Annotated in this window: 2 protein-coding genes and 2 pseudogenes; all 4 read right to left on the bottom strand. The window is 64.9% G+C overall.

The window, feature by feature from the left end:
- Positions 1 to 172, bottom strand: a pseudogene (locus EN750_RS32160) (branched-chain amino acid ABC transporter permease); the annotation flags it as partial.
- 67 nt (positions 173 to 239) lie between these two features.
- Positions 240 to 941, bottom strand: coding sequence for an ABC transporter ATP-binding protein (locus tag EN750_RS32155; protein WP_127399096.1), 702 nt, complete (start codon positions 939 to 941; stop codon positions 240 to 242).
- Complete coding sequence (locus tag EN750_RS32150) at positions 941 to 1,657, bottom strand: ABC transporter ATP-binding protein (protein WP_127399095.1); 717 nt, start codon at positions 1,655 to 1,657, stop codon at positions 941 to 943. Before EN750_RS32150 ends, EN750_RS32155 begins: the two co-directional genes overlap by 1 nt.
- 59 nt (positions 1,658 to 1,716) lie before the next feature.
- Positions 1,717 to 1,909, bottom strand: a pseudogene (locus EN750_RS32145) (ABC transporter substrate-binding protein); the annotation flags it as partial.

The raw sequence follows: 1,909 nt of genomic DNA, 5'->3' as shown, positions 1-1,909 counted from the left end.
GGCCGAGCAGCGTGACGCCCATCAAAACCAGATAGGCGGCAAGAATGATGAGGTCGCCATGGGCGAGATTCACCAGCCGCATGATGCCGAAGACGAGGCTCAATCCCGCTGCAAACAGGGCATAGAGCCCGCCCAGCAGAATCCCCTGCACGAGGGTGTCCAGCCAGATCATCGCCGCGCCACCTCGATCAGGCCACAAGAGCGCTGCGCGAGCAGATGACGGAGCCTCGGTTTCCGGATCATGCCGCCACTCCGAAATAGGCAGAATGGATGTCTTCGCGCTTGACCTCGGCCGCCCTGGCGGCCAGCGTGACGCGGCCCTCCATCATGCAGTAGACACGGTCGGCGACCGCCAGCGCCTTGCCGATATCCTGCTCCACCAGCACGATCGCGGCGCCGCCTTCGCGGATCCTGGGAAGGGCTGCGTAGATGTCGCGGATGACGACGGGCGCGAGGCCGAGGCTGATCTCGTCGCAGAGCAGCAATTCGGGGTTCGACATCAGCGCCCGGCCGATCGCCACTATCTGCTGCTGGCCGCCCGAGAGCGCTGTGCCGGGGCTCTTGCGCCGCTCGCGCAGGATCGGAAAAAGGTCATAGACGGCGTCGAGGTTCCACGGCCCCGGCACCTTGCGCGCCTGCCCGCCGACCAGCAGGTTTTCCTCGACGGTGAGCGAAGGGAACAGTCGGCGCCCCTCCGGCACCATGGCGATGCCGCGTTTCATGATCTGGGCCGAAGACAGCGCGCCGATCGGCTCGCCCCTGTGCAGCACCATGCCGGGCTCGTTGCCGATCACGCCCGTGATCGAGCGCATCAGCGTGGATTTCCCGGCGCCATTGGCGCCGATGATCGCCACGCATTCGCCCGCGGCCACGCTGATATCCACACCGAACAGCGCCCGGAACTGGCCGTAATTCGCGGTGAGGCCACGCGTTTCCAGCATCAGACCTCGAGCCCCAGATAGATTTCGCGAACCGCCTTCGAGGCCATGATCTCATCAGGCGCACCGATCCCGATCACACGCCCGAAATCCAGCACGAGAAGCCGCTCTACCACCGAATTCAGGGCGTGCAGCACATGCTCGATCCAGATGATTGTCGTGCCCCTGGCGTGGATCGCCTTGATTGTCGCGACCAGGGGCTTGCATTCGCCCTCCGTCAGACCGCCGGCGATCTCGTCCAGAAGCAGAAGCTCAGGGCCTGTCGCCAGGGCGCGGGCGAGTTCGAGGCGCTTGCGGTCGAGAAGGCTCAGCGAGCCGGCCACGAAATTGGCCTTCCTGAGAAGCTCCGTCTCCTCGAGGATACCAGCGCAATCGTCGACCATCTCGGCCTCGCGTCCGCCGCGGCCGAAGGCGGCAGCGGTCAAGAGATTTTCGAACACGGTCAGCCCCTCGAAAGGCTGCGGAATCTGGAAGCTGCGGCCAACGCCCATGCGCACCCGCTCCATCGCCGGAGCACGGGTCACGTCGCGGCCGAGCAATTCGATGCGACCCTCATTTGCAAACAAGTTTCCGGTGATCAGGTTGAAGAGCGTCGATTTTCCCGCGCCGTTCGGGCCGATAATGCCCAGCGCTTCGCCGCGCGGCACGCTGACGGTCACGGAATCCGCAACCTTCAGGGCGCCAAAGGACTTCGAAACGTTTTCCAGCCTGAGTATCATCACTGTCATCCTTGGGTCGCGCCGAACGAGGGCGGCGGTATCAGCCGCCCTCGGCAGCGTCAGGCCAGGGCTTCCATCTTGCCGGCGGTGGGTATCTCGGAGGCGCCGGCGTTTTCGACGATCACCAGATCGAAGCCGCCACCGGCCTTCTTGCGCCACTGCCCGCCAACGAGCGGTGTCTTGCAGACGTTCTTCGCGGCGAAAGGTGGCAATCCCGCACCGCTCCAGGCCACTTTGCCCACCACCGTCGTC

Origin of the sequence: Mesorhizobium sp. M7A.F.Ca.ET.027.03.2.1 (assembly GCF_003999175.1) — a bacterium.
In the GTDB taxonomy this organism is placed as follows: domain Bacteria; phylum Pseudomonadota; class Alphaproteobacteria; order Rhizobiales; family Rhizobiaceae; genus Mesorhizobium.
Note: the sequence above shows the minus strand (reverse complement) of the source record. Positions and strands in the feature narration are given on the sequence as shown.

What these genes read in the sequence shown, in the direction of transcription:
- EN750_RS32155 (WP_127399096.1), bottom strand. Translation starts at nt 941, where the DNA reads ATGCTGGAAACGCGTGGCCTCACCGCGAATTACGGCCAGTTCCGGGCG.
- EN750_RS32150 (WP_127399095.1), bottom strand. Translation starts at nt 1,657, where the DNA reads ATGATACTCAGGCTGGAAAACGTTTCGAAGTCCTTTGGCGCCCTGAAG.